20 protein-coding genes are annotated in these 22,232 nt (G+C 61.8%); all 20 read right to left on the bottom strand.

Features of this window, described 5'->3' with window-relative positions; all coding sequences use genetic code 11:
- Window positions 1–94: 94 nt before the first annotated feature.
- Window positions 95–1,822: a cell division protein FtsZ gene (gene ftsZ, locus ACG9DO_RS06790; RefSeq protein WP_394730959.1), complete on the bottom strand. Its 1,728-nt coding sequence runs from the start codon at window positions 1,820–1,822 to the stop codon at window positions 95–97.
- Window positions 1,823–1,957: 135 nt separating this feature from the next.
- Window positions 1,958–3,265 carry a cell division protein FtsA gene (gene ftsA, locus ACG9DO_RS06785; protein WP_394730958.1) on the bottom strand — a complete coding sequence of 436 codons (1,308 nt, stop codon included), beginning with the start codon at window positions 3,263–3,265 and terminating at the stop codon, window positions 1,958–1,960.
- Window positions 3,265–4,173 carry a cell division protein FtsQ/DivIB gene (locus tag ACG9DO_RS06780; protein ID WP_394730957.1) on the bottom strand — a complete coding sequence of 303 codons (909 nt, stop codon included), beginning with the start codon at window positions 4,171–4,173 and terminating at the stop codon, window positions 3,265–3,267. Before ACG9DO_RS06780 ends, ftsA begins: the two co-directional genes overlap by 1 nt.
- A complete protein-coding gene (locus tag ACG9DO_RS06775) occupies window positions 4,160–5,134 on the bottom strand; it encodes a D-alanine--D-alanine ligase (protein WP_394730956.1) in 975 nt (324 codons plus the stop codon). The genes ACG9DO_RS06780 and ACG9DO_RS06775 overlap by 14 nt, the downstream gene beginning before the upstream one ends.
- A gap of 10 nt (window positions 5,135–5,144) precedes the next feature.
- Window positions 5,145–6,116: a UDP-N-acetylmuramate dehydrogenase gene (gene murB, locus ACG9DO_RS06770; protein ID WP_394730955.1), complete on the bottom strand. Its 972-nt coding sequence runs from the start codon at window positions 6,114–6,116 to the stop codon at window positions 5,145–5,147.
- Window positions 6,113–7,534, bottom strand: coding sequence for a UDP-N-acetylmuramate--L-alanine ligase (murC, locus tag ACG9DO_RS06765; RefSeq protein ID WP_394730954.1), 1,422 nt, complete (start codon window positions 7,532–7,534; stop codon window positions 6,113–6,115). Before murC ends, murB begins: the two co-directional genes overlap by 4 nt.
- The gene (gene murG, locus ACG9DO_RS06760) at window positions 7,531–8,772 is read right to left on the bottom strand and encodes an undecaprenyldiphospho-muramoylpentapeptide beta-N-acetylglucosaminyltransferase (RefSeq protein WP_394730953.1); all 1,242 of its coding nucleotides are present in this window, start codon (window positions 8,770–8,772) and stop codon (window positions 7,531–7,533) included. The genes murC and murG overlap by 4 nt, the downstream gene beginning before the upstream one ends.
- Entirely contained in the window at window positions 8,769–10,010 is a 1,242-nt protein-coding gene (locus ACG9DO_RS06755; RefSeq protein ID WP_394730952.1) for an FtsW/RodA/SpoVE family cell cycle protein, read from the bottom strand. The genes murG and ACG9DO_RS06755 overlap by 4 nt, the downstream gene beginning before the upstream one ends.
- Entirely contained in the window at window positions 10,007–11,374 is a 1,368-nt protein-coding gene (gene murD / locus ACG9DO_RS06750) for a UDP-N-acetylmuramoyl-L-alanine--D-glutamate ligase (protein WP_394730951.1), read from the bottom strand. The genes ACG9DO_RS06755 and murD overlap by 4 nt, the downstream gene beginning before the upstream one ends.
- A gap of 10 nt (window positions 11,375–11,384) precedes the next feature.
- Entirely contained in the window at window positions 11,385–12,455 is a 1,071-nt protein-coding gene (mraY, locus tag ACG9DO_RS06745) for a phospho-N-acetylmuramoyl-pentapeptide-transferase (protein ID WP_394730950.1), read from the bottom strand.
- 15 nt (window positions 12,456–12,470) lie between these two features.
- On the bottom strand, window positions 12,471–13,940 hold the full coding sequence (murF, locus tag ACG9DO_RS06740) for a UDP-N-acetylmuramoyl-tripeptide--D-alanyl-D-alanine ligase (protein WP_394730949.1): 1,470 nt from the start codon (window positions 13,938–13,940) through the stop codon (window positions 12,471–12,473).
- On the bottom strand, window positions 13,937–15,427 hold the full coding sequence (locus ACG9DO_RS06735; protein WP_394730948.1) for a UDP-N-acetylmuramoyl-L-alanyl-D-glutamate--2,6-diaminopimelate ligase: 1,491 nt from the start codon (window positions 15,425–15,427) through the stop codon (window positions 13,937–13,939). The genes murF and ACG9DO_RS06735 overlap by 4 nt, the downstream gene beginning before the upstream one ends.
- Window positions 15,427–17,148, bottom strand: a complete 1,722-nt coding sequence (locus ACG9DO_RS06730) for a peptidoglycan D,D-transpeptidase FtsI family protein (RefSeq protein ID WP_394730947.1) — start codon at window positions 17,146–17,148, stop codon at window positions 15,427–15,429. The genes ACG9DO_RS06735 and ACG9DO_RS06730 overlap by 1 nt, the downstream gene beginning before the upstream one ends.
- Complete coding sequence (locus tag ACG9DO_RS06725) at window positions 17,145–17,759, bottom strand: hypothetical protein (RefSeq protein ID WP_394730946.1); 615 nt, start codon at window positions 17,757–17,759, stop codon at window positions 17,145–17,147. The genes ACG9DO_RS06730 and ACG9DO_RS06725 overlap by 4 nt, the downstream gene beginning before the upstream one ends.
- Complete coding sequence (gene rsmH / locus ACG9DO_RS06720) at window positions 17,756–18,727, bottom strand: 16S rRNA (cytosine(1402)-N(4))-methyltransferase RsmH (RefSeq protein WP_394730945.1); 972 nt, start codon at window positions 18,725–18,727, stop codon at window positions 17,756–17,758. Before rsmH ends, ACG9DO_RS06725 begins: the two co-directional genes overlap by 4 nt.
- Window positions 18,724–19,209, bottom strand: coding sequence for a division/cell wall cluster transcriptional repressor MraZ (locus ACG9DO_RS06715; protein ID WP_394730944.1), 486 nt, complete (start codon window positions 19,207–19,209; stop codon window positions 18,724–18,726). The genes rsmH and ACG9DO_RS06715 overlap by 4 nt, the downstream gene beginning before the upstream one ends.
- Window positions 19,210–19,655: 446 nt before the next feature.
- A complete protein-coding gene (locus ACG9DO_RS06710) occupies window positions 19,656–20,489 on the bottom strand; it encodes a hypothetical protein (protein WP_394730943.1) in 834 nt (277 codons plus the stop codon).
- Window positions 20,446–20,811 carry a hypothetical protein gene (locus ACG9DO_RS06705; protein WP_394730942.1) on the bottom strand — a complete coding sequence of 122 codons (366 nt, stop codon included), beginning with the start codon at window positions 20,809–20,811 and terminating at the stop codon, window positions 20,446–20,448. Before ACG9DO_RS06705 ends, ACG9DO_RS06710 begins: the two co-directional genes overlap by 44 nt.
- Window positions 20,812–20,813: 2 nt before the next feature.
- On the bottom strand, window positions 20,814–21,824 hold the full coding sequence (locus ACG9DO_RS06700; RefSeq protein WP_394730941.1) for a cysteine synthase A: 1,011 nt from the start codon (window positions 21,822–21,824) through the stop codon (window positions 20,814–20,816).
- Window positions 21,825–21,914: 90 nt separating this feature from the next.
- Window positions 21,915–22,232, bottom strand: coding sequence for a 2Fe-2S iron-sulfur cluster-binding protein (locus ACG9DO_RS06695; RefSeq protein WP_394730940.1), 318 nt, complete (start codon window positions 22,230–22,232; stop codon window positions 21,915–21,917).

Genomic DNA, 22,232 nt, shown 5'->3' with positions numbered 1-22,232 from the left:
TAGCTGGACGAATATGAACCGCTACCAAAGGATCAGGCCGGCACACGGGCGAGATGCATGAAGCCCCTCTGCATCCGTGTGCTGCCTGCTTGCGCTACTGGTTGTTCTGGCGTCCGAGAAAACGCGGAATGCTGATAGAGGAACTGCCGCCTTCATCATCTTCATCATCGTCTTCGTCGTCGTCATCGCGTGACGGCTCCGCCCCTCGGGACAGATTGGCCATGCGCTCAAACAGAGTGCTGCCGCCGCCTGAGGCAGCGCCCTTGGCCGCCTCCGCTGCGCCAGAGCCGCCTTCACCAGAGCCGGATCCGCCGCCGCCGAGGATGCCGCGCCGGCGACCACCTTCGACCGGCTTGTCGTCCTCAGACAGGCGATCGGCTTCAGCTAGCAGGTCATCTCCGCCATCCTCGGCCTCTGCCGTCAAATCAAGCGTACCCTCCGAGGCCCCAGCACCGGAGGCATGGAATGCGGAATCATCGGCAGGCTCGGCCAGTTCGCCTGAACGATCCGCATAGGGATCGTTCTCTTCGTTGCGAAGCCCCGCCAGAGGATCGACAATGCCATCGACATCGTCTAGATCTTCCTCTTCGTCATCCTCGTCATCCAGACCCGCCTGCATACCGGTGAGATCGAAGGGTTCGCCTTCGCCATCATCGCCTTCATCACCTGCGTCTGCCCCGGAGCCTCCGGATGCAGCACCCGTCACGAGTTCCAAGGGCTCATCGTCAACCGGAGAATCTGCTTCTTCAGCCTCTGCTTCCTCCGCCGGGAAAGCGATCACTGGCCTCTTTGGCGGGCGCGCACCGGCAAGCGAGGTTGGCGATACTGCGGTCGGCTCTGCCCTTTGAGGCATGGCGCCTTGTTCGATGCCGGTTGCGACCACGGAAACGCGGATCTTGCCTTCGAGGTCAGGATTGAAGGCCGAGCCCCAGATGATGTTCGCATCTTCATCAACCAGTTCACGGATATGGTTCGCCGCTTCGTCAACTTCGAGCAGCTTCATATCTTCGCCGCCGATGATCGAGATGATGACGCCCTTTGCGCCCTGCATGCTGACACCGTCCAGCAGCGGGTTGGCGATGGCCTGTTCTGCTGCGGTCAAAGCACGGTTCTCGCCTTCACCTTCGCCTGTGCCCATCATCGCTTTGCCCATCTCGCTCATGACAGAGCGCACATCGGCAAAGTCCAGGTTGATGAGGCCCGGCATGACCATCAGGTCCGTGATCGAACGCACACCCTGCTGAAGCACTTCGTCAGCCAGCTGGAACGCTTCCTTGAAGGTCGTTTCCGCTTTGGCAATCAGGAAGAGGTTCTGGTTAGGGATGACGATGAGCGTATCAACATGCTTCTGCAGCTCTTCGATGCCCGCTTCTGCGGCGCGCATTCGGCGCGAACCTTCGAACAGGAACGGCTTGGTCACGACGCCCACGGTCAGCACGCCCATCCGGCGAGCCGCTTCCGCGATGACCGGCGCTGCGCCAGTCCCCGTTCCGCCGCCCATACCTGCCGCGATGAAGACCATGTTGACGCCTTCGAGTGCCTCTTCGACTTCCTTGACGGTCTCTTCTGCCGCTGCACGGCCCACTTCGGGACGCGCCCCGGCACCCAGTCCGCCTGTAATGTCCGGGCCTAGCTGAATCCGGCGTGCCGCCGACGAAGTGGACAAGGCCTGGCCGTCGGTATTGGCGACAATGAAATCGACCCCTTCGATATCGGCTTCGATCATGTTGGCCACCGCGTTTCCGCCAGCGCCGCCAATTCCGATCACCGTGATGCGAGGCCGCAGCTCGTCGCTGGATGCAGGTCCGATATTGATGCTCATCTGCTTATTCCTCTTAGGCCGAGGCCATTCGTCGACGCATAGCGTGATTTTGACACAAACCGTATGGACCTTTGATAGCGCAAAAGCCCTTATCCACAGTGGTTAAGACCAAATTCCGGGTATCTGCGTATTCCATCAGAAGTACTCGCGTACCGCGCGGAGCATCCGCACCACCACATCGCCGCCAGAATAGCGCGCCGATTGCTGGTAGCGGGGTCCAATTGAACGGATATCGATGGGATCATCCGCTGCGTAAAGGCACAGTCCTGCAAGCGCAGCAAATCCGGGGGTGGCGTGGGCCTCTGGCAGGCCGGTGAGATGCGGTGGACGCCCTATCCGCACGGGCATGGCCAACGCGCTTTGCGCAAATTCTGCGAGGCCCGCAAGCTCAGCGCCCCCGCCAGCAAACACCACTTGCCCGCCATTGCCCGCGGTAAAGCCCATTTCTTTCAGAGCCTTGCGAACCTGCGTCGTCAATTGCGAGAGGTTCTGCGTCACGATGGAGACCAGTGCCGCACGCGGAATACGGTTGTTTTCATCCGCTCCGCGAGCGACCGAGCTGTCCGCTTCATCGTCAGGCGGTGCAATCGCGATCATCTCGCGGTGATCGCTGGGGCTCGCCAGCGCGGAGCCTGAAACGCATTTCAGACGCTCTGCCTGAGAACGCTTGATCCCGAACGATGATGCAATGGCGTCAGTGATATCGGCAGAGCCACCGGGAAGCGATTTGAGCCCCAAGAGCATGCCGCCTGCGTAAACCGCAACGTTGGTCACATGGCTGCCAATCTCCACCAGCGCGACGCCAAGCTCTCGTTCCTCGGGTGTCAGGCAGGCATATCCAGACGCGAGAGGCGCCGCGACCACCGCTTCGACATCAAGATGCGCGTTCTGCACCGCTTCGGTCAGGTTGCGAACGGGTGCGCCGTCGGCAAACATGACATGGATTTCAACCCCCAACCGGTCCGCATGGAGCCCCTTGGGGTTTGCAACTCCGTGTGCACCGTCGAGCATGTAATGCGCGGGCTGTGCGTGCAGCACCATCCGGCCATCGGGGCGGATCGCATTGCGCGCTTCGATCAGCAGGTGTTCGATATCTTCTTCTTCGATCCGCCTCCCGCCAATTTCGATCTCGACGCGGGTCACTTCGCTCGCAAGACCAGCCCCTGCGCAGCCCACCCAAACCGACTCAATCGAATGGCCCGCATTCTTTTCCGCGCGCTCGACCGCATCGCGAATGGCATAGGTTGCCGCTTTCATATCGGTCACATAGCCACGCTTGATCCCCTGGCTGGCGCGGTGCCCGCTCCCGAGGACCTGCAGCTCATCATCCTCCGTCAGTCCGAGGATCATCGCGGAGACACGGAATGAACCGGGGTTGACCGCTCCGAACACTTTCTTGAGCCGCGCTTGCCCAGCTGGGCGGGCGGCAGCATTTCTCGCCATCAGGGGGTGCCCTCCTGCGCAGTCAGAACTTCATCAGCCCGCCCGGGCACGCGCATGTAAAGCCGGGGCGGTGCGCGCATGTCAAAAGTCGCCACTTTCCCGCCGAGCAACCGGTTCTGGCCATCGAGCCGAGCGAAGTCGATCAGCGCCGCTGCTGCCTGCTCATCGCCTTGCGGCAGCGCGAGCATCTGTCCGGTCTTGAAGGTCAAATTCCAGCGCCGGTTGCCGACCCATTCAGCCGACGCAACCTGCGGGCGGATCGCAGGCGCTGCGGTCAGCAAATGCTCGAGATCACTGACATAGCGTTCCACGCCTGCTCCGGAAAGCTGGAGCATTTCTTCAGCCTTGCTTGCCGCAATTGGCTCCAGCTCGACGCCGGTCTCATCGATCAGTACCAGGTGATCCGCCTTCTCAAGCACGGCGTGAGGCTCGCGCTCGACAATGTCGATCTTCAAGGTCGCCGGCAGCTGCTTGGAAACGCGCGCATCCTTGACCCACGGCAATTCCAGCAAATCCTGCCGCAAGGCTTCGACATCGACCAAAGGCATAGGCCGGTCACGCTGTGCAAGTACGCGTTCGTAGACCTTGCCTTCATTGATCCGCTCTGTGCCGGAAACCCGGACATGGCGCACTTCAAAGCCGGCGTCTGAGGCGAGATGCGCGATCTGAGCCTGCGCCATTGCCGGTACGCCCACCAGCGACGCAATAAACCAGGCGAGCGCCACCGCCCCGCCAAGAATAATTGCGAGGAAAATCCGATGCAGCTGCTCCTCGGTAAAGGGCAGCAGCGCTATCGTGCTGTCGAGGAAGCCGCTGGTCCTGGCTTTCGCCTTGCGGGCAGTATTGGCGCGGCTATTGGCCTGCGCCGCGCGGCGCACGCCTTTCGATCCGCGCTTAATCGTCGCCATCGGTCCCTCCTGCGCTGTGGGTACGAAGCGCCTCGGCGACGATCGCTTCGACCAGGTCGGCATAGTCCATGCCAGCATGCTTGGCTTGCTCAGGCACGAGGCTGAGCGGCGTCATGCCCGGCTGAGTGTTGGTTTCCAGCACGAACAGTCCGTCTTCGCCCTGCTCGTCGTCCCAGCGGAAATCCGTGCGGCTGGTGCCTTTGCAGCCTAGCACCTGGTGCGCCTTGAGCGCATATTGCTCGCACAGCTTGGCGATCTCTGCAGGTATCTCTGCCGGGCATACATGCACGGTCTTGCCATCGGTGTACTTGTGCTCGAAATCGTAGAAACCGCTGTCGATGATGAGTTCGGTCACACCCAAAGCACGCGGGCCTTCGGCGCTGTCGATCACAGCTGCAGTCAGCTCGCGGCCCTTGATGAAAGGTTCTGCGAGGAGCCGTTCAAAGTCCTGCCACGGTCCGGCGGCGTCTGGCGCAATCGGATTGCCGTAATTGCTTTCGGCTGTAACGATAGCAACGCCGACTGAAGAACCCTCGTTGACGGGTTTCAGCACATATGGGCGCGGGAGTGGATCACGCTCGAAAATCTCTTCGCGCGTGACGATCCTTCCGCCGGGAAACGGAATGCCATGCGGGATCAGCGCCTGCTTGGTGAGCTGCTTGTCGATCGCCACAACGGAGGTTGCGAGGCCGGAATGGGTATAGGGCACGCCCATCAGGTCGAGCATGCCCTGCACGCTGCCATCCTCCCCCGGCACGCCGTGAAGCGCATTGAACACCACGTCGGGCGCGGCCTCGGCGATGCGCTGCGCAACCTCGCGGTCCATGTCGATCCGGGTGACGCGGTGGCCACGGCTTTCCAGCGCATCGGCAACGCCCTTGCCGCTCATCAGCGAGACTTCGCGCTCGTTCGCCCAGCCGCCCATCAGGACCGCGATATGGAGTTTGGGGAGAGTGGTCATGCCTTGCACCTCATGGACGCCCCACCCGCTGGATTTCCCACTCCAGCTCAATGCCTGAATTTTGATAGACCCGGCGGCGAACCTCTTCACCAAGCGCTTCGATATCCGCGCTGGTCGCATCGCCAGTGTTGATGAGGAAATTGGTGTGCTTTTCCGAGACCTGAGCCCCGCCCATTGTCAGGCCGCGGCACCCTGCGGCATCGACCAACTGCCAAGCCTTGTGACCTTCGGGGTTCTTGAAAGTCGATCCGCCTGTTTTGGTGCGCAATGGCTGCGACTGCTCACGTGCGTCCGCGATCCGGTCCATCTCGGCGCCGATTTCCTGCGGATCGCCCGGCGAACCTTGAAAACGCGCTGAAACGACAACAGCTCCATCAGGCAGGGCCGAGTGCCGATAGGTGTATTGCAGGTCGGCCGCAGGTAGAGTGATGAACTCGCCATCGGGCATCATGACGTCGCAATCGATCAGCACGTCTGAGACTTCGCGGCCATAGGCGCCACCATTCATCCGCACGAAGCCGCCCACTGTGCCGGGAATGCCGCGCATGAATTCAAGCCCTGCAATCCCCGCATCGCGCGCGGTGGACGAAACCAGAATGCCGCTTGCCCCGCCGCCACATTCAAGGCGTTGCTCGCCCAGATCTCTTATCGTCGCAAAAGGCTTTCCGAGCCGGATCACGACCCCCGGCACGCCGCCATCGCGCACGATCATGTTGGAGCCGAGCCCGAGCGCCATCACCGGCGTGCCTTCCTCCATCTGCTCGAGAAACACGCGCAAGTCATCGAGATCAGCGGGTTCAAACATCCAGTCCGCATTGCCGCCGGTCTTGAACCAGACGAGCTTGGCAAGCGGCGCATTGCGGGTGAGCTTGCCGCGTACGCTGTCCACAGGCACGATCGTGTCGAGCGCACCCTCAACTGAACAATCGGGCGCGCTGCCACTATCGGTAAACCATCTGTTTTCAGGCTGGACCATGTTCATGCCCAGCCTTGTTGAGCGATTTTATCGGCGAGGCCAGCCGCCCACTTGGTAATATCCCCCGCGCCGAGGCAGACTACGATATCACCGTCGCGCAATTCCTCTCGGAGCACCGTGGCCAGCGCATTCTGATCGGCAATCGTTGCCGCATGGCGATGCCCGCGCGACTTCAGCCCGGTCACCAGCGCGTCCGAATCAACGCCGTCAATCGGATCTTCGCCAGCGGGGTAAACAGGCGCGATATAGACCTGATCCGCCTCGTTGAAGCAGGACTGAAACTCATCCATCAGATCGCGCAGACGGGTGTAGCGATGCGGCTGGGCGACGGCGATAACGCGGCCCTCGCCACCAGCACTGGCAGCCTCGCGCGCTGCGCTGAGGACGGCCTGGATTTCGACCGGGTGGTGCGCGTAATCGTCAATAATCGTTGCGCCGAGAGCCTCGCCCACCTTGGTGAAACGGCGGCGCACTCCGCCAAACTTGCTGAAGCCTTCGCGGATCACTTCATCGGGGCAACCCATCTCGATTGCGACAGCAATCGCGGCAAGCGCGTTCTGGACGTTATGGCGACCTGGCATCGGCAGCCTGACACCTTCGATCCTGCGGTCTTCTTCTCCGCGCTGGCGCACGATCACATCGAAGGTATTGCCGCCAGCGGTCGGGCGAACATTTACCCCGCAGATATCGGCCTGAAGCGAGAAACCGTACGTCACGACTTTCCGGTCGCGCACCTTGCCGATAACTGCCTGCACTTCCGCATGGTCGATGCAGAGAATGGCAGCGCCATAGAACGGCACATTGTGAATGAATTCGACGAAGGCTTTCTTCACGCCTTCGAAGTCGCCGTAATGATCGAGGTGTTCGGGATCGATATTGGTGACGACTGCGATCGTTCCGTCGAGCCGCAGGAAGCTGCCGTCGCTCTCGTCAGCTTCAACCACCATCCAGTCGCTGTCGCCGAGCCGGGCGTTCGAGCCATATTGCTCGATAATACCGCCATTGATCACGGTCGGGTCGATCTGGCCGCGATCAAGCAGCGCTGCAATCATGGAGGTTGTGGTCGTCTTGCCATGCGTTCCGGCGACCGCGATGGTGGATTTGAGGCGCATCAACTCCGCCAGCATTTCCGCACGGCGGACCACGGGGATGCGGTTTTCAAGCGCGAAAGCGACTTCGGGATTGGTCCGCTTGACCGCGGTCGAAGTCACCACGACCGACACGCCGTCCACATTCCCGCGCTCATGGCCAATATGCACGGTGATCCCGCGAGAGCGCAGCCGCTCCACACTCGCGCTTTCCGCAATGTCGCTGCCTTGCACGGTGTAGCCAAGGTTGTGCATGACCTCCGCGATGCCCGACATGCCGATCCCGCCGATGCCGACGAAATGAACCGTGCCAATGTCGGTTGGAACCCCTCTCACCCCACCTGCTCCTCGGCCACTCTGTCTTTGAGCTCACGCAACATGGACTTGCCAACGCTGGTCTGAGTTTGGCCGCTGGCGCGGGCAGGCTCTTTGCCGCCCATTTTGATAACGTCCATCATGTCGATGCCGCCAAAGCTTTCGACCAGATCAGCAAGGTCCTTGGCAGCATCGGGCCGTCCGCAATTCCATGCGGCATGGGCGGCGTTGCCAAGGCTCTTGGGGTTCTGCGCCATGGCCTGGATCTGCTTGGCAAGCTCCTTGGGCGTAAAGCGGTCCTGCCTGATCATACGCGCGCCGCCTGCCTTGACGATTTCGCGCGTATTGGCGGCCTGATGATCGTCCGTCGCAATCGGCAAGGGGATCAGGATCGCGGGACGGCCCACCGCGGTCAGTTCGGCAATGGTCGAAGCGCCCGCGCGCCCGATGAACAGGTGGCAGTCCGCCAGTCGCGCCTCCATGTCTTCGAAATAGGTGCCAAGCTCTGCCGGGATATCGTGATTGCGATAGCGCTCGCGCACTGCATCGAGATCTTCCGGGCGGCATTGCTGCGTGACTTGCAAGCGCTGCCGCAGAGCAGGCTGCAGCATGGCCAAACCGTCCGGCACGACCTGCGACAGGATGCTTGCGCCCTGGCTTCCGCCGGTCACCAGCACGCGAAGGATGCCATCCTCTGTAAAGGCCGGAAACTCTTCCTTGCGCAGTGCCAGCACCTCTTCGCGCACAGGATTGCCGACCAGATGCGACTTTGGCAGGTGCTTGCCCTTCATTCGCGCCACATCGGGATAGCTCGTCGCAATTGCATCCACCCGGCCCGCCATCAGCCGGTTGACGCGGCCCAGCACTGCGTTCTGTTCGTGCACGATCGTCGCAATACCGGCCGAGGTTGAAGCGAGCATCGCGGGCAAAGCGGGATAGCCGCCAAAGCCGATCACCGCGCTCGGCTCAAACGCTTCGAACAGGCGCAGCGCCATGCGGCGCCCCTCCAGAACGGAGCGAACGCCGCCGATCCAGCGCAGCGGGTTCTTACCGAACCTGCCAGCCGGAAGCACATGCGCAGGCAGAAAGTCAGGCTTGCCCGGCAGCATTGCGCCGCGTGCGTCGGTAATGAGCGCGAGATGGTGCCCTCTCGCCGCCAGTTCTGCGGCCAGCGCAAAGGCCGGGATCATGTGCCCGCCTGTACCTCCGGCCGCCAATACGTAATGTCGGCTCGCGCCGGTCGGTGCCGGTGCTGTCATGCCCGTTTCTCCTTGCCCGTGCTCTCCCGGGAACCAAAAATGGCGCGCAAACCCGGCGTCTCACGTTTGAGATAGGGATTGCGCCGCGTCATGGCGAGCAGCAGACCTATACTGAGGCAAACTGCAATGGTGGATGAACCGCCATAGCTGATGAGCGGTAGCGTCATCCCCTTGGACGGGAACAGCTGCAGGTTGACGAGAATGTTGATGAAGGCCTGACCGCCGACCTGTGTCACGAGGCCAGCGCTGGCGAGCAGCACGAACAGGTTCTCTTCATCGACCATGCGGATCAGCACCCGCAGCAGGATCGCGAGGTAAAGCAGCACGATCAGCGCGCAGACGATCAGACCGAACTCCTCGCCGATGACAGAGAAAATATAGTCGGTATGCGCCTCCGGCAGACTCATCTTGCGGGTGCCGAGCCACAAGCCGCTGCCGGTCCAGCCCCCGGCGATCAGCGTACGCTGCGCAAGGTCGACCTGGTCGAACGCGGTGCCGCCGCCCAGGAAGCTGTCGATCCGGTAGCGGGCATTTTCGTAGAAGAAATACGCCATGGTGAGCACCGCAACACCCGCGCCGACCAGCAGGCTCAAGCGCTGGACGGAAACGCCCGACAGCAGCACCAGCACAAACCACACCCCGCCGAACAGCAGGGTGTCGCCCAGGTTGGGCTGCAGCATCAGGAGTGCCGCGACAATCGCCATCAGACCCGTCACCGCAGCCAGCACCGGCAAGCCCGGATCGCGCAACCGCCAGGACAGGATCCAGGCCAGTGCAATCGCGAACGCAGGCTTCAGGAATTCAGACGGTTGGAACGAGAAACCGAGGTCGATCCAGCGGGTCGCGCCATTGCGTTCGAACCCGATCAGCGGGACGAGGCACAACATGAAGAGCATCGCCCCGGCGAGCAGGATCCCCGCCCTACGGGCATTGTCGCGGCTCAGTATCGAAGCGCCGAACATCGCGCCAAGTCCAAGGATCTGCCAGACGATATGCTGCTTGAAGAACATAAGATCATCGAGCGCGACAGCGGATGTCGAGAGGCGGTTAGCACTCGCTGGAGAGGCTGCGGCAACACCAGCCGTCCCGATCGCCATCAAGGCGAGCACCAGCACCAGCAAGACCTTGTCGATCTCGCGCCACCAGATGCGCAGATCGTCACGCCAATCGCCCTGAAACGCGCTGGTGTCGATCCGCGCGCCGGGCGCATGCGGGATATAAGGGCGCGGCATGGTCATGCGAGGTGCCCTCCCGGATGCGATGTTTCAGCCACTTCTGGTCTGCCGGTGACAACGCTGACGACCTGGCGGAAATGCTCGCCGCGCTTTTCGAAGTCGCGAAACTGGTCGAAGCTTGCACATGCTGGTGAAAGCAGCACGACGTCGCCGGGCTGTGCATTGGCGGCAGCTGCAGTCACCGCTTCGCACAGCAGCTCTGCGCGGTGGACCGGGACGTGCGGCTCCAGCAATTCAGCAAAGCGCGGACCAGCCTCGCCAATCGTATAGGCGGCGGCGATATTGGCGAGATGGTCTTCGCAAGGACCCAACCCATCCTCCTTCGGAAGGCCCCCGACGATCCAGTGAATGCGCGGGCGGCCATTCTCCGGCGGATAGGCCGCAAGGGCAGGCGCAGCGCTGTCCGGATTGGTCGCCTTGCTGTCATTGATGAAGAGCACACCTTCGTACTCTGCGACCAGTTCCATCCGGTGCGGGAGGCCGGTGAAGGTGCGCAGGCCAGCGTCAATCTTGCTGCTCTCCAGCCCCAACGACCTACATGCGCCGATCGCTCCAGCAGCATTTTGAGCGTTGTGTGGCCCCTGCAACGTCGGCCAGTCGCGCTGGTTCGCTGTGCCGATTTCTCGATGGAATCTCACCACATTTTGCCAGCGCTGATGTTCGTGCTCAAGCCGGTAAGCAACTTCATCAGCCTCCACGTCATCTTCGGCAATCAGCGCGGTATGGTCTGGCGACTGCATCTCAAACAGCCGCGCCTTGCTCGCCGCATATTTCTTAAAGCTGCCATCATAGCGGTCGAGATGATCGGGCGTGATGTTGAGCAGCACCGCGACATCGCAGTCCAGCGATTGCGTCAGGTCGATCTGATAGCTCGACAGCTCCAGCACATAGACCCCGCCCTCTGGCAAGGGATCCTGCTCAAGGATCGGAATGCCGATATTGCCGCCCATCAGCGTCGGTACGCCAGCGGTCTTCAAAATGTGATGTACCAGCGCGGTCGTGGTCGACTTGCCATTCGTGCCCGTAATCCCGACCACCTTGTGCGGCGGCAACTCGCTGCGCGCCTGCGCGAACAGCTCGATATCGCCAATCACTGGCACGCCATATTTCTCGGCGTGGGACTTGATCGGGTGGGTGTTGAGTGGAACGCCCGGCGAAACCACTACGCCCGCAAAGCCGGTAAGGTCGCGTTCCAGCGGGTCCGCCAGCTCACAGCGTCCTTCGAATGGCGCGCGCGCATTGTCCTGCCGGTCCCATGCGAGCACTTGCGCCCCGCTTGCCAGCAAGCTCTCTGCCGCCGCCGCGCCGGAACGCGCGAGCCCGAGGACCGCGTATTTCTTTCCGGCAAAGGCGGTGGAAGTGATCACGTCGGCGCTCTTACCTCAGCTTCAAGGTTGAGAGGCCAGCCATGGCGAGCACAATCGCGATGATCCAGAACCGGATCACGACCTTGCTCTCGCTCCAGCCGAGCTGCTCGAAATGGTGGTGGATCGGCGCCATGCGGAAGATGCGTTTGCCGGTGCGCTTGAACCAGAACACCTGAATGATAACGCTGGCAGTTTCGGCAACGAACAGGCCGCCAACGATCAGCAGCACGATCTCGTGATGCGCCGCGACTGCGACTGCGCCCAAAGCTCCTCCGAGTGCCAGCGATCCGGTGTCTCCCATGAAAACCGCTGCTGGCGGCGCGTTGAACCATAGGAAGGCGAGCCCGCCTCCGACGATCGCTGCGCAGAAGATCGCGAGCTCGCCGGCACCTTCGACATAGGGAATCCCGAGGTATTCGGAATAGTCGACGCGGCCGACCAGATAGGCGATGAGCGCGAAGGTCCCCGCCGCGATGATGACCGGCATGATGGCGAGACCATCCAGCCCGTCAGTGAGGTTTACCGCATTGCCAAAACCGACGATCAGCGTCGCAGCAAAGACGTAGTAGAAGGGCCCGAGCGGTATGCTCACGCCGGAAAAGAACGGCACATAGAGGTCCGTGCTGATCTGCCCGACGATGATGTAGCTCGCAATCCCCGCGACCATGAATTCGAGCAGCAGCCGAACCTTGCCGGACACGCCGCGATGGCTGTTCTTTGTGACCTTGTCATAATCGTCCAGAAACCCGATCAGCCCGAAGCCTGCGGTGACAGCTAGACACGCCCACACGAACGGATTGCGCAGGTCCATCCACAACATCAGCGAAAGGAACAGCGCAATCAGGATCATCAGCCCGCCCATGGTCGGGGTGCCAACCTTGGCCTGATGGCTTTGCGGGCCGTCAGCGCGGATCGGCTGACCCTTTCCTTGCCGAACGCGCAGCAGGTTGATGAACCGCGGCCCGATCAGCAGACCGATGAAAAGCGCGGTAATCAGCGCCGCGCCAAAGCGAAACGTCTGATAGCGCACCAGATTCCAGATGCCTTCGAAGCCCAGATATTCAGCAAGAAGGTAAAGCATGAACCGGTCCCGCCTCTATCCGCTGAGGCTTGTGAAATGTGATACCACTGCGCCGAGACCGACTGAGTTGGAACCCTTGACCAGCACCGCATCGCCCTGGGCCAGCCCATACTCCTCCAGCACCGCAATCGCCTCGGCTGGACTACTGCAATGCGCGTAAGTGAGTCCCTTGTGAATCCCGCTCGCAGAAGCTTTCCCCAGTTCGCTCATGAGCGCGCGCATTTCATCGCCCACGAGGATCGCATGGTCGATTTGAGCTTCAGTGATCGGTTCGATCAGCTGCGCGTGGAACTTGGCGGAAAAGTCGCCCAGTTCCTTCATGCTGCCCAGCACCGCAATCCGCCTGCTCGCCGGAGTTTGGCCAAGTTGCCGCATGGTCGCGCGCATACTGGCGGGATTGGCGTTGTAGCTTTCATCGATCATCAGCGCATGGCCGCCCACTGCCGGGATACGATGACGCGCACCGCGCCCCTTAAGGCCGCCCATTTCCGCCAGAGCCAGCCCTGCCGCGGCGAGGTCTCCGCCCGCTGCGCGCACGGCCGCCATGACGCCAAGCGAATTGGCGATCCAGTGCTCGCCCGGCTCGGCTACCGAATAGCATAGCCGAGTGTCGCCCATCTTCGGGCCAAGATCGGCCGTCACAAGCGAGCCGCCATTGGCAGAGGGGATTGCATCAAGCAGGCGCACATCGGCATCAGCAGCCTTGCCGAAAGTCACGACATGCACGCCCAGCCTTTCGGCATAGGCTTTCATTCGCGGCGCATATTCGCTGTCCGCCGGGATGATCGCCGTGCCGCCTTCGACAAGCCCTGCGAAGATCGAGGCCTTCTCATCCGCGATCGCTTCCATGCTGCCGAGGTTCTCGATATGCGCCGGTGCAATCGTCGTGATCAGCGCGACATGCGGGCGGACATGATCCGACAACGGAGCGATCTCGCCCGCATGGTTCATGCCCATCTCGAACACGCCAAAGCGGCTGCGCGCCGGCATTCGGGCAAGGCTCAAGGGAACGCCCACGTGGTTGTTATAGCTGCGAACCGAGCGATGCGCCGCGCCTCTGCTCGAGCGGTCGAGCGCGGTGAAGATCGCTTCCTTCACGCCAGTCTTGCCGACCGAGCCGGTAATTCCGATCCGCACCGCCGCGCTGCGATCACGCGCCGCATGAGCGAGATCGTGCAGCGCCCTGGTCGTATCTTCGACCAGCACATGCGGATAATCGACCGGACGGTCGACAATCGCTGCAACGGCTCCATTTTCGAACGCCTTGCCGATGAAGCGGTGTCCGTCCATCGCTTCGCCTTTCAGCGCGACGAACACATCGCCGGGGCGCACATCACGGCTGTCCATTTCCACGCCTGACGCTGTGAAGGCATGGCTCGCCGTGCCGCCGGTTGCCGCTGCAATGCTCGCTGCATCCCACAAGGCATGGGGCAGGCTGTCACGCGCATCGACCGGCCATTGCCGCAAAAGAGCTTGTGCGCTCATGAACCGGCTCCGATCTGGCTCGCACATTCGCGCGCCACTTCGACATCGTCGAACGGCAAAACCTTCATATTCTCTCCTGACCCGATGATCTGGCCTTGTTCGTGGCCCTTACCTGCGATGAGAACGACGTCCGCTGCCTTCGCTTCAGCAATGGCGGCGGCGATGGCTTCACGCCGGTCGCCGACTATGCGCGCGCTGTCCCCAGCACCTTCCATCACTTGTGCGCGGATCGCGGCAGGATCCTCGCTGCGCGGATTGTCATCCGTCACGATCACGAAGTCCGCTGCAGCAGAAGCCACCTGCCCCATCTGCGCCCGCTTGCCCTGATCGCGGTCGCCGCCAGCGCCGAATACGACGATCAGTCGACCACCCCTGGCGTCATCAACATGCGGTCGGAGCGCCGCGATAGCCGCCTCCAGAGCATCGGGCGTATGGGCGTAATCGACATAAACAGGCGCGCCGAGTGATGTGAGGCAAGCGCGCTCCAGTCGCCCGCGCACCGGTTGCAAGCGGCCCAGTGCATCGAACACAGCAGTCTTGTCCGCCCCTGTTGCCAGCGCCAGGCCTGCGGCAGTCAAAGCGTTCTCGACCTGGTATGCGCCGATCAACGGCAGTTTGACGGTCCTTGTGACTCCGTCATGCTCAACCTCGAGCGTCTGGCCGAGCTGCGTAGGAGTACGGGCTGCGAGGCGAAGGAACTCGCCTCGCTCGCCCACCGTGAGCACGCGCAGCTGCCGCTTCTGCGCATGCTCGATCGCACGGGTCGTCCACTCGCTTTCAGACGCGCCCGTCACGATTACTGCCGTTCCGCCGTCCACGACCACGTCGTCGAAGAGGCGCATCTTGGCCTCAAAATAATTCTCCATGCTGCCGTGATAATCCAGGTGATCACGACTGAAATTGGTGAAGGCACCGGCAGCCACGGGCACGCCTTCGCTGCGGAATTGGGAAAGGCCATGGCTGGAGGCCTCGTAAGCCACGCGGGTCACGCCTTCTCGCGCCAATCCGCTCATATTGCTGAGGAAAGTGACGATATCGGGCGTGGTAAGCCCGGTCGAAACGCTTTCGTCAGGGGTCGTGACGCCGAGCGTGCCAATGCTTGCAGCGCGCTCGCCGCACATGCGCCAGATCTGCCGGGTCATTTCGACGCAGGAAGTCTTGCCATTGGTGCCAGTGACCGCAACGATCAGCTCAGGCACGGGCTTGAAAAAGCCCGCCGCCAGCCGCGCAAAGGCCCTGCGCGGTTCGTCGTCAGCGATGTGGATCGCGCCTTCGACCTTGGCTTCAGGCCGCGCGACGATCGCGACCGCGCCGGCTTCGACAGCAACCGCGATATAATCCTCGCCATTGAAGCGCGCACCTTTGAACGCGCCAAAGACCGTGCCAGGCGCGACCTTGCGGCTGTCGATTGCAAAACCGGTCACGGCGACATCGCTGCCGCCGTCCAGTGTGATCCCTGCCGCCTGTGCCAGTGCCCCCAGCTTCATCAGTGATCACCCTTTTCCACCAGTGGGCGAAGGTCCGAGATGTCGACTTCTCGGGTAGCGTCAGGTTGAATGCCGAGCAGCGGCCCGATCCGAGGGACCAGTTTGGCCACGATCGGCGCGGCGTTCCAGGCGGCGGTGCGCTGATAGGAGCTGGCGACTGTCCCTTGCGGCTCGTCGAGCATGGCAATGACCACATAACGCGGGTTGTCCATCGGGAAGGCTGCCGCAAAGGTCGAGATCAACGAGGAGCGACGATAGCCGCCATTGCCGGGCTTTTCCGCCGAACCCGTCTTGCCGCCCACGCGATAGCCCGGTGCGTCGGCATTGCGGCCCGTGCCGTAGAGCGTGATCATCCGCAGCAGCTGACGCATCCGCGCAGACGTCGAAGCCTTGAACACCCGGCGGCCCCGCGGCACATCGGCTGCGTCGAGCTTGTGCAGGGTTGCCGGTCGCCAGATACCGCCATTCACCATCGCAGCATAAGCGCTTGCAAGGTGCAGCGGCGTTACTGCGATACCGTGGCCATAGCTCACCGTCATGTTGCGCAGGCGCGGCCAGTCATCGCCCGGCCAGATCGGATGTCCTCGGGCCGGCAATTCGATATAGGGCCGCTCGCTCATGCCCAGATCAATCATGGTCTTGCGCAGCCGCTCAGCGCCGAGATCATCTGCCACGCGCGCGGTTACGGTATTGGAGGAATAGATCAGCGCTTGCGGGACATTGAGAATATCGCCCTTTGGTTTCAGATCCTTGATCGTGAAACGCCCGACTTCAACCGGCTCCGCATTCCAGTTGCGCTCCATGTCTCGAACAACGCCCGCATCAATTGCAGCAGCAACCGTAAGCGGCTTGAAGGTCGAGCCAAGTTCGTAAACCTGATTGGTGACGCGGTTGAACATATTGGCAGCGCCCGCTTTATCGATCCGGTTGGGATCAAATTCGGGAAGCGAGGCCAGCGCAACAACTTCACCCGTATCCACATCCAGGACGATTCCAGCCGCGCCAATCGCGTCGACCGCCAACATGCCTGATCGCAGCTCGTCTTCGAGCGCGCCTTGGACGCGCGAATCAATCGAGAGCGCAGTGGGCGTACCGCGCAGCTCAGGATCCCTGAGGCGCGCGTTAAGCACCTGCTCCATCCCCACCCGGCCATTGCCGTCAGCAGCGACATAGCCGAGCACATGTGCGGCCATCGAGCCTTGCGGATAGTGGCGGTCCGTCTCGCGCGGCATTTCCAGCGCAAGCTCTCCGATGGCCTGCACGCGGTTCGCCTCTTCAGGCAACACGCGGCGGCGCAGATAACCAGCTCGGCCAGAAGCAAGACGCTGAGCCACCTCCACCTCGTCCAGTGTCGGGAAAATTGCGGCGAGCTCAGCCGCAACCTCTTCTGGTGAACGTACCAGTGGAGAGCCGCCCTCGCCCATCGCGTTCGGATTGAACCACAGGGCGTAAGCAGGAAAGGCGCGTGCCAGCGGCACGCCGTTGCGATCGGTGATCTCTCCACGCGAAGGCAACAAGGCATCCTGCAGGCTGGTGCGGGTTGGGCCATGATCTGCCAGCCCGAGATAGGTTATCCGCATCAGCGCAGCCACGGTCACCAAGGCAAAAACGAGCGCAACCCACAAAACACGCCAGCGCGCTGTAGTCAGCGACTGGCGGCGAAAAGTGACAAGCTGGACCCTGCCGCTGGAAATGGCAGCACTCGCGGAAAGCGCATTCATTCAGAGGTCTCGACTGAAAGATAATTGCGGCCTTCGCCAGACCCTGCCCTCAGGGCTCGAGCATCGAGATTGCGCGCACGGCTCACCCCGGCGCTCGCGGCTTCAGATAGGATATCGCTGAAGGCTTCAACGAAGATGCCCTCGCCTGATTGCTGGGCTGCTGCCCGCTCTACCGGCCGACCGGTCAGAGGGGAGCGCATGGGCGCGTCCGCCATTGCGAGACGAGCGCCCGCTTCAGAATCTTCGGTTGAATTCTCGTCTATTGCCGCATCGGCCTGTGCAAAACGCACAGGCGACGGCGCGCTCGGCCCGAGCGGAACAGACAAGCTAGCAAGCTGGCGTTCGCTTGCGAGGTATTGATCGGGCCGTGGCGCCTGATATCCGAACTCGATCGCATTCCAGTCGGCCAACTGGCGCTGGCTGGCGCGGGTCTGGAACTCGGTCTCCAGCATCAGGGTCTCACGCTCAAGCGCAATGATCTGGCGCTCTGCGAGCAGCACTTCGCTGCGTACCGCATGAACGCGAAAGCTTAGCGCGAGAAACAGGCCGATACACGCCGCCAGCACCACGGCCCAGCCAACCTGACGAAGACGAGAACCGGGGGTGATCATGCCGCTTCCTTTCTAGCTGGAGTGGAGGTCCGCACAGCGTGGCGCAGGACAGAGGAGCGCGCGCGGGGGTTTCGCGCTATTTCCTCTGCCGAGGGGCGAATGGCCTTGGAGACTTGTTCGAACGCCGGCGGCGTGGACTCAACCTGCGGCAAGTGGCGTGAACCGGCCTGGCGCGCTCCTGCTTCGCGGAAGAAACGTTTGACGATGCGGTCTTCGAGGCTGTGAAAACTGACAACGGCGAGCCTGCCACCAGCCCGTAGCAATTGTTCGGCAGCGCTCAGCCCATCGCGCAATTCATCGAGTTCAGAGTTCACATGGATGCGGATCGCCTGAAAGCTGCGGGTTGCAGGGTCCTTCTTATCCGTCGGCTTATGGCCCAATGCCTTGCGCACCACGCGAGCGAGGTCGCCGGTGGTTTCCAGCGGGCGTGCGGCCACGATGGCGCGGGCGACGCGGCGCGACTGGCGCTCCTCGCCATATTCATAGAGTACATCGGCAATCGTGCTTTCCGATGCGGCATTGAGAAAGTCGGCAGCGCTTTCGCCCTCGCCGCTCATCCGCATGTCGAGCGGCCCGTCGCTGGAAAAGGCAAAGCCGCGCTCGGCCTGATCGAGCTGCATCGAGGAAACGCCGATATCCATCGCGATCCCGTCAACCTGGCTGACACCGGCTTCTGTCAGCGCCGCGACCATTTCTGAAAAGCGCCGCGGATGAAGAATGAGGCGAGGAGGGGTAGTACCCGCCTCTTCCCATCCGCGGCCTTGTGCGATCGCGCTTGGGTCGCGATCGAATGCGTGTACGGTTGCGCCGGCATTCAGCAGAGCGCGGGTGTAACCGCCTGCGCCGAATGTCGCATCGACAATGACATCGCCGGGCTGGGGGTCGAGCGCGGCAATCACTTCATCGAGCAGCACGGGGATGTGCGGGGCTTTATCCCGAACAGGGAAAGGTATGGCAGGGCGGCTCATTTCTTCTTCGCCTGCGCTTCGGCGACCAGCGCCTTGCAGGCCGCCTTTGCCGCCGCCCAGTCATCACCCATGCAATCGAGTTCTGCCGGGTTCCAGATCGTGAAGAAGGAGCCGCCGCCGTGAAAATAGAGTCCGTCTTCGATATTCGCGAGCTCGCGCAGGTACTCGGGCATGTTGAAGCGACCGGAATCATCGAATCCGACTTCGCGGAAACCATTGAGCTGGGATGAGCGCGTCTCGCGGTCGAACTCGCGACCGAACTTGAACGCCATTTCCTCTTCGCGATCGAGCTGCTTTTCAAATTCAGCACGGCGCGACAGGCCAAAACCGGTCAGGCAATTCCATCGGTCATGCTTGGTCAGGCAGAGGATACGGCTGCCAGAGGATTCCTTTACCGCCTTGCGAAAGGCAGGAGGCAGGACGAAGCGGTCTTTATCGCCCAAAAGCGAAAAGGCCTGTCCACTGTACCCTCCGAAATCCACGCTTGGCTCTCCACCCCGAAAATTCGCCGCTCATGGCTCGCTCTCTGGCAAGCCGGTCCCCACACCGGCCAAAGCGCCTCCTCAGCCACCCGCGCGCAAACGCAGGTAGCTCGCCCGTCAACAGAACGAGCGCAGCACGAAACACTATGTCCGATGGGAGTCGGTCATATCGCGTGAAAAAGCGGGATGAAAGGGGTTTTTACGGGGAAATGCGGGATAAACCTGCAAACAACTGATTTATAGTAGATTTCTTGTTAAGCATTTATGACGGCTTGGTGGTAACTTCGCTATGTAGAGGCCCGTAAATCGTCGAAAAACCACTGGTTTTGCGAGGATTCGTCGGCTTCGAGTCGAATTCCCCCATGCCTCCCCCGCATTTTCCCGGGTCAGCGCAGAATGTCCCGCTCCACCCCGTACTGAAGCGACGATGCCCGCACCGCCATGCATCATTCGAAGGCTTCCCTTGCGAGCGAGCGGAGCAGAAGCACGCCTTGATCGCTGGGATCATGCGCTTCGAACAGGGTTGCATCGGCGACCAGTGTCACACGGCCCTTACCCACGCGACAATGCGCGATCACGCCATCGCCATCGAGCTCACACTGCCCGCTGCCTCGGTCGAGCAACCTGATTTCGCCCGCCATGACTACTGGCAGCAACCCATGGCGTGCTTCAACCGTGCGCAGTTCAAGCGGCTGCGATTCATCGAAGAAGAGCTCCAGCCCCCAGCGCCCGACGACCGGCGGAATCAAGGCCGACCCGACCGGATGTTGCGGATCGAAAATCGAAACCTCGTAATGGCCGGTCAGCATGGGATCGAGCACCAGCAAGAGCCGCCCGCCTTGGTTGACCCATTCATCCAGCGCCACATTGTCAGCGGCGTTTATCGATCGCGGCTGGATAATCGCCAGTCGATCCAGCTGGCTGAGGTCCGTGATCGCGTCCTTCGGCATTTCCAACCCTGGCAGTACCGGAGAGCTGTCGCCAGTCATGCTGAGCGTATCGAGCGGGCGGAGTTTGTAGTCTTGCTCAAGCGCCTCGCGGGTCCATGGCATGGCAGTGCCGGATTGAGTCAATTCAGCAAGGTCTGTCCCTTCAGGCCAATAGATCGGCAGGCTGGTCACAAGCCCAACAGGTTCTCCGGGCCCGGGCGCCAGATCACCCCTGATCCCGCGAACCCCAAGTACCGCGAGCAGCAAGCCGCCGAAAACGGCAAGCAACAGCAGGGCAATGGCAAGCTTAGGGCGTTTGACCCGCATCGCCAGATCTTTCGCCTTGCGCATTCTGCCCTGGTCCGCCTGCCGTCGGCTGGGGTGTTGGGCTCGCGCCATCGACCGGCAAATCAGGAACTACGCCAGCATCGGCGAGCGGGTCGCGCTGCTGCGCGGTCACGCTTGGCTCGGTTGTCGGAGCAGCATCCGGCACAGCGAGCTGTTCGTTTTCGCGGGCGCGGTTCTGGATAACATTGGCCAGACCGACCAGCAGGATCATCGCGGCGATGCCCGACAGGCCAATCTGCAGACGCTGGACTGCTTCCGCGCGGTTTCCGCCAAGGGGCGCTGCGTCAGTCGATATTTCGTCCTGTGATGGTTCAGCCTGTACCACTCTCACTCTCCAAGCCAGTCAAACACCGGCAGCCCCTTGGATTTGAGCCATTCGGCATTGTACAGGGTTGAAAGATAGCGGAAGCCTGTATCGCACAGGATCGTGGCAACGCGGGGGTTCTCACGACCTTCGGCGACCAGCTGCTTGCCGAGCGCGATGGCGCCAGCGACATTGATGCCGCTGGAGAGACCGAGGCACAGCCCTTCCTCGCGCAGCAGCCGCGCGACCCATTCAAGGCCTTCCTCGTCCGAAATGCGGAACTGCGTATCAATTGGCGCACCTTCAAGATTGGCCGTGATCCGCCCTTGCCCAATCCCTTCGGCGACGGAGGAACCTTCCGCCTTCAATTCGCCATGGGCAAAGTAATTGTAGAGCGCAGCACCATGCGGGTCCGTCAGGGCAATGCAGACGTTCTCGTCGCGCTCTTTCAGACCCATCCCGACGCCAGCAATAGTCCCGCCAGTGCCAGCCGCGCAGGTGAAACCGTCGATCCGGCCATCCAGCTGTTCCCACAGTTCCGGCGCGGTGGTTTCGATGTGCGCGCGGCGATTGGCGACATTGTCAAACTGCCCTGCCCAGATCGCCCCATCGATCTCTTCGGCCATGCGCCGCGAAACGTGCTGGAAGTGATTGCTGTCAGCGTATTTGGTCGGCGGAACAGTGACCAATTGCGCGCCTAGCGCGCGGATCGTGTCCATTTTTTCCTTGGACTGGTTATCCGGCATGACGATGATCGTCTTGTAGCCGAGCGCATTGGCGACCAGCGCGATCCCGATACCGGTATTGCCAGCCGTGCCTTCAACCACGGTCCCGCCGGGCTTGAGCAAGCCCTGCGCTTCCGCATCACGGATGATGTAGAGCGCCGCGCGGTCTTTTACCGAAGAGCCAGGATTGGCGAATTCGCACTTGCCCCAGATCTCGCAGCCCGCCGCCTCGCTGGCGGTTCTGAGCAGGACCAGCGGCGTGTTCCCGATCAGGTCCAGTGTGCTTCGACAAGTGTTCGTTGCGTTCATAGCCAAGCAATTAGGCGCGCACTCGCCGCAGCGCAATGCATTCGCGCTTTGCGAGTTGGAAGCTGACCTTACGCGATCCGCGCGAAACGCTCAGTCTTCCGGAGCAATAGTGACCTTGAGCCCGTCCAGCTCTGCGGTGAACGGGATCTGGCACGACAGGCGCGAATTGTCCGCGCGGTGATCCGAACTTTCCAGCAGGTCGTCTTCGTCTTCGCTCATTTGCGGGAGCTTATCGGCCATTGCCGGATCAACGAGCACGTGGCAGGTCGCGCATGAACAGCAGCCGCCGCACAGCGCGAGCAGTTCGTCAAAACCGTTGTCGCGTATGGCCTCCATCACTGTCAGGCCATCTGACACCTCGATGGTGGTTTCTTCGCCTTCACGCGTAACAACAGTAAGCTTGGGCAT

It is taken from the genome of Altererythrobacter sp. GH1-8, from assembly GCF_043702085.1.
Lineage (GTDB): Bacteria > Pseudomonadota > Alphaproteobacteria > Sphingomonadales > Sphingomonadaceae > Erythrobacter.
Note: the sequence above shows the minus strand (reverse complement) of the source record. Positions and strands in the feature narration are given on the sequence as shown.